5 protein-coding genes are annotated in these 4,767 nt (G+C 42.5%); all 5 read left to right on the forward strand.

All coding sequences use genetic code 11. The features are described 5' to 3' along the window. Positions 1–498: 498 nt before the first annotated feature. The 5 genes from rfbB to ACOTXT_RS22185 are packed head-to-tail and all read left to right on the forward strand — an operon-like array spanning position 499 to position 4,668. Complete coding sequence (gene rfbB / locus ACOTXT_RS22165; RefSeq protein ID WP_023293855.1) at positions 499–1,587, forward strand: dTDP-glucose 4,6-dehydratase; 1,089 nt, start codon at positions 499–501, stop codon at positions 1,585–1,587. A 14-nt stretch (positions 1,588–1,601) separates the two neighbouring features. Further along, the gene (gene rfbA, locus ACOTXT_RS22170; RefSeq protein ID WP_055321240.1) at positions 1,602–2,474 is read left to right on the forward strand and encodes a glucose-1-phosphate thymidylyltransferase RfbA; all 873 of its coding nucleotides are present in this window, start codon (positions 1,602–1,604) and stop codon (positions 2,472–2,474) included. Positions 2,475–2,491: 17 nt separating this feature from the next. Beyond that, positions 2,492–3,382, forward strand: coding sequence for a dTDP-4-dehydrorhamnose reductase (gene rfbD, locus ACOTXT_RS22175; RefSeq protein ID WP_055321239.1), 891 nt, complete (start codon positions 2,492–2,494; stop codon positions 3,380–3,382). A gap of 15 nt (positions 3,383–3,397) precedes the next feature. Beyond that, entirely contained in the window at positions 3,398–3,946 is a 549-nt protein-coding gene (rfbC, locus tag ACOTXT_RS22180) for a dTDP-4-dehydrorhamnose 3,5-epimerase (protein ID WP_021241446.1), read from the forward strand. A 2-nt stretch (positions 3,947–3,948) separates the two neighbouring features. Beyond that, the gene (locus ACOTXT_RS22185; RefSeq protein ID WP_421625461.1) at positions 3,949–4,668 is read left to right on the forward strand and encodes a glycosyltransferase family 2 protein; all 720 of its coding nucleotides are present in this window, start codon (positions 3,949–3,951) and stop codon (positions 4,666–4,668) included. Positions 4,669–4,767 lie beyond the last annotated feature (99 nt).

Here is a 4,767-nt window from a genome sequence, read left to right on the forward strand (position 1 = left end):
CCAAAATCAGCCACGAAGAGACGATTTTGGGCTGAAAATTGGAAAATTGAGCCACAGGACGTCGATAAAGGACGGTTTGGGGCGTCATATCGGGAGCTGCGGACCACTTAATCGCAACTTCCTTAACAAATGAATCGGGTAGCAACGAGTACGGGGAGGCTGTTCCAGCTTCTGTAATTACTCTTGCTACCTTTTTTATTGTAATAAAATCAATGCCTAAGGCGCTTTTTGCTGGGCATAGACTTGACGGTTTAGTCTGAGATTTTCCCTTGTCTTCAAACCTATTTAAGTGGACAATATCAGATTAGCATTCTGTGCCTATTTGATAACAACAGGCACTGGTTCTCATTGCATAGTAGCTAACATTTTTATTGTTTTCAGTGCACTGGTAGCTGGAGAGCCAGGGGCGGTAGCGTGTTTTAAATTTGGCGCGTTGCAAGGTAACCACTCAAAATAATGTTCGCGATTTAACATGGCGATGTAATACGGAATAGTCTCGTGAAAATACTTGTTACTGGTGGTGCAGGTTTTATTGGATCTGCAGTAGTTCGTCATATTATTAATAACACTCAGGATTCTGTCGTTAACGTAGATAAATTAACCTACGCAGGTAACCTGGAGTCACTGTCAGAAATCGAAAATGATCCCCGTTATGCCTTTGAGCGAGCTGACATCTGTGACGGCAGTACTATGTCGCGCATTTTCGCTGAGCATCAGCCTGATGTTGTAATGCATCTTGCCGCCGAGAGCCATGTAGACCGTTCTATAACGGGCCCTGCGGCCTTTATCGAAACCAACATTATTGGTACCTACGTTCTGCTCGAAGCGGCACGTCAGTATTGGTCGCAGCTGGACGACGCGCGTAAGTCGGCGTTTCGTTTCCATCACATCTCCACCGATGAAGTGTACGGTGATCTGCCGCATCCCGATGAAGTACCTGCCGGTAGCGATCTGCCGATGTTCACCGAGACCACGCCATATTCGCCAAGTAGCCCTTACTCCTCTTCTAAAGCGTCCAGCGATCATTTAGTGCGCGCGTGGCGTCGTACTTACGGTCTTCCGACGCTGGTGACGAACTGTTCGAATAACTACGGTCCATACCACTTCCCGGAAAAACTGATTCCGCTCATTATCCTGAACGCCTTAGCAGGTAAACCGCTTCCAGTATACGGCAACGGCGAGCAGATTCGCGACTGGCTCTTTGTCGAAGATCATGCACGCGCGTTATACAAAGTGGTAACTGAAGGTACTGTGGGCGAAACCTACAATATCGGTGGTCACAATGAGCGTAAAAATATTGAAGTCGTGAAGACAATCTGCGCCATTCTGGATGAAATTATTGCCGATAAGCCTGCAGGCATTACTCACTTCGCCGATCTTATTACCTATGTAACCGACCGTCCGGGGCACGACCTGCGCTACGCCATTGATGCCAGCAAAATTAAAAACGATCTGGGATGGGTGCCTCAGGAAACCTTTGAGTCAGGTATCCGTAAAACGGTTGAGTGGTATTTGAAAAACGAAAGCTGGTGGAAGCGCGTTATGGATGGCTCCTATGCGGGCGAACGTCTGGGACTGGCGGAATAATAAAGGAAAATAAGATGAAAGGTATTGTACTTGCTGGTGGTTCCGGAACCCGTCTCTATCCGATTACGCAAGGTGTATCTAAACAGTTGCTTCCTGTTTATGATAAACCAATGATTTTCTACCCAATTTCTGTACTGATGCTGGCAGGTATCCGTGAGATTTTGGTCATTACCACCCCGGAAGATATGCCTTCGTTCAAACGCCTGTTAGGCGATGGCTCGCAATTTGGGATTAAATTATCTTACGCGGTTCAGCCATCCCCGGATGGACTGGCGCAGGCATTTATTATTGGTGAAGAGTTTATCAATAATGAACCTTGTGCTCTGGTGCTGGGTGATAATATTTACTTTGGTCAGAGCTTTGGTAAAAAACTTGAAGCGGCTTCACAGATGACCAGCGGAGCAATGGTCTTTGGTTACCAGGTGCAGGATCCTGAGCGGTTTGGCGTGGTTGAATTCGATGAGAACTACAAAGCGCTGTCCATCGAAGAGAAACCGTTAAAACCAAAATCAAACTGGGCGGTGACCGGTCTCTATTTCTACGACAGAAACGTTGTGGAGATGGCAAAACAGGTAAAACCTTCAGAACGTGGCGAGCTCGAAATTACTACCTTGAATCAGATGTACCTTGAGCAGGGTAATCTGCAAGTTGAATTGCTCGGACGTGGTTTCGCATGGCTGGACACTGGAACCCATGATAGTCTGGTTGAGGCGTCTCAATTCATTCATACGATAGAGAAGCGGCAGGGTATGAAAGTTGCCTGCCTGGAAGAGATTGCTTTCCGTAAAAAATGGCTGACTATTGAGCAGGTTTCAGAACAGGCCAAAAAAATGGCCAAAAATGATTATGGTCGTTATTTGCAAACATTAATTAATGAACAAAACTAGTCAGGCGCGTTTTATAAATGAAAATTTTGTTGCTTGGTAAAAATGGACAAGTTGGTTGGGAACTGCAGCGTGCGTTATCACCACTTGGAGAATTAATTGCGATTGATTACTACGATAAAGACCTGTGTGGTGATCTCACTAATCTGGAGGGGATCGCGGAAACTATTCGCCGGGTAAAACCTGAGGTAGTAGTTAATGCCGCAGCTCATACAGCTGTCGATAAAGCAGAAAGTGAATCATCACTCGCATTCCTGTTGAATGCTGAAAGTGTTGAAGTTTTAGCAAAAGAAACTGCAAGAATTAATGCGTTACTTATCCATTATTCTACCGATTATGTCTTTGATGGAACAGGCTCTCATTATCGGACTGAAGAAGAGGCTACTGGGCCGTTAAATGTTTATGGGCAAAGCAAGCTTGATGGTGAACTCGCTATTGCTAAATATAATCCAAGACATTTTATTTTCCGTACTAGTTGGGTGTATGCTACGCGTGGTGCGAATTTTGCTAAAACAATGCTACGGTTGGCAAAAGAGAAAGACATGCTTGCAGTTATCAACGATCAGCATGGCGCTCCAACCGGTGCAGAATTGCTTGCTGATTGCACTGGAATAGCCATTCGTACCGAACAAAGTAATCATTGCAATTATGGTGTTTATCATTTGGTCGCGAGTGGTGAAACAACTTGGTTTGATTATGCTAAGTACGTTTTTTCTATCGCAGAAAACGCAGGCGAATTATTATCAATAAAAGAGGTTAATGGTGTTCCTACTACCTCTTATCCGACTCCAGCCAAGCGACCATACAATTCACGTTTATCAAATAAAAAATTCGAAAAAGTATTCGATGTGAAAATTCCTAATTGGAAAGACGGTGTTAAGCGTGTAGTCATGGAAGTAATTAATAAATAATTGCAGAGATAGACGATGAAAATTATTAATACAAGCATTCCTGATGTTCTTATTTTTGAGCCAAAAGTTTTTGGCGATGAGCGTGGTTATTTCTTTGAAAGTTTTAATCAGAAGATCTTCGAAGAAGCTGTAGGAAGAAAGGTGGAGTTTGTTCAAGATAACCATTCTCAATCACAAAAAGGTGTGTTGCGAGGCCTCCACTATCAACTAGAGCCTTATGCGCAAGGGAAACTTGTTCGGTGTGCAGAAGGTGAAGTCTTTGATGTAGCTGTTGATATTCGTAAAAGTTCACCAACGTTTGGCAAATGGGTGGGGGTATTACTTAGTGCTGAAAACAAACGGCAGCTATGGATTCCAGAAGGATTTGCCCATGGCTTTTTGACACTTAGTGATAAAGCTCAGTTTTTATACAAGGCAAGCAATTTTTATGCTCCTCAAGCTGAACGTAGTATATTGTGGAATGACTCTGAAATAAATATTCAATGGCCTGATCATGATAATATTCAACTTTCTGCAAAAGATATGAAAGGAAAACTACTTACTGAAGCGGACGTATATTCCTGATTATGACTATAACTAATAAAGTTGCCATACTCCTTTGTACATATAATGGCAACAAATTTTTACGTCAACAACTTGATTCAATATTTAACCAATTATATACAAATTGGGTATTATACGTATCTGATGATGGTTCGACTGATGGCACACAAGATATTTTACTTGAATACCAGGAAAAATATGGCGAAGAAAAAGTTGCAATATTAAAAGGGCCGGGGAAAGGCTTTGCATGGAATTTTGTTAATTTGCTGGAACAGTGTGGATCCGGGTATTCATATTACGCTTTTAGCGATCAAGACGATGAATGGATGCCTAATAAAATTTCTGATGCCGTATCATTTTTAGAACAAAAACCGACAGACATTCCGACGGTACATTGTGGCAGAACATTATTAATTGATGAGAATAGTAATCCAATTGGTTTGTCCCCATTATTTAATAAAAAACCTTCTTTCCGTAATGCGTTAGTACAAAGTATTGCCGGCGGAAATACAATGGTAATTAATGACAAAGCAAGGGATTTAATCATTAAAACAAAAAAATGGGACGACATAATTTCCCATGACTGGTGGATTTATATATTAATAACAGGTTGTGGTGGCAGTGTTTATTATTGTGAAAATCCAACATTAAGATATCGCCAACATTCTCTTAATATAATTGGCTCTAACACAACGATGTCGGCAAGGTTTATTAGGGAAGGTGCGAATAAGTCCGAGATGTGAGATCATCGTGTTGTAACCTGAACCCAGAATGAGTAACCGGATGAGCCAGCAACTGACTTTTGCCGACAGTGAGTTTTCCAGTAAACGCCGCCAGACCCG

The sequence above is a fragment of the Enterobacter cloacae complex sp. IR5422 genome (assembly GCF_049238165.1).
Classification (GTDB): Bacteria; Pseudomonadota; Gammaproteobacteria; order Enterobacterales; family Enterobacteriaceae; genus Enterobacter; species Enterobacter roggenkampii.

What these genes read in the sequence shown, in the direction of transcription:
- rfbA (WP_055321240.1), top strand. Translation starts at nt 1,602, where the DNA reads ATGAAAGGTATTGTACTTGCTGGTGGTTCCGGAACCCGTCTCTATCCG.
- rfbD (WP_055321239.1), top strand. Translation starts at nt 2,492, where the DNA reads ATGAAAATTTTGTTGCTTGGTAAAAATGGACAAGTTGGTTGGGAACTG.
- rfbC (WP_021241446.1), top strand. Translation starts at nt 3,398, where the DNA reads ATGAAAATTATTAATACAAGCATTCCTGATGTTCTTATTTTTGAGCCA.
- ACOTXT_RS22185 (WP_421625461.1), top strand. Translation starts at nt 3,949, where the DNA reads ATGACTATAACTAATAAAGTTGCCATACTCCTTTGTACATATAATGGC.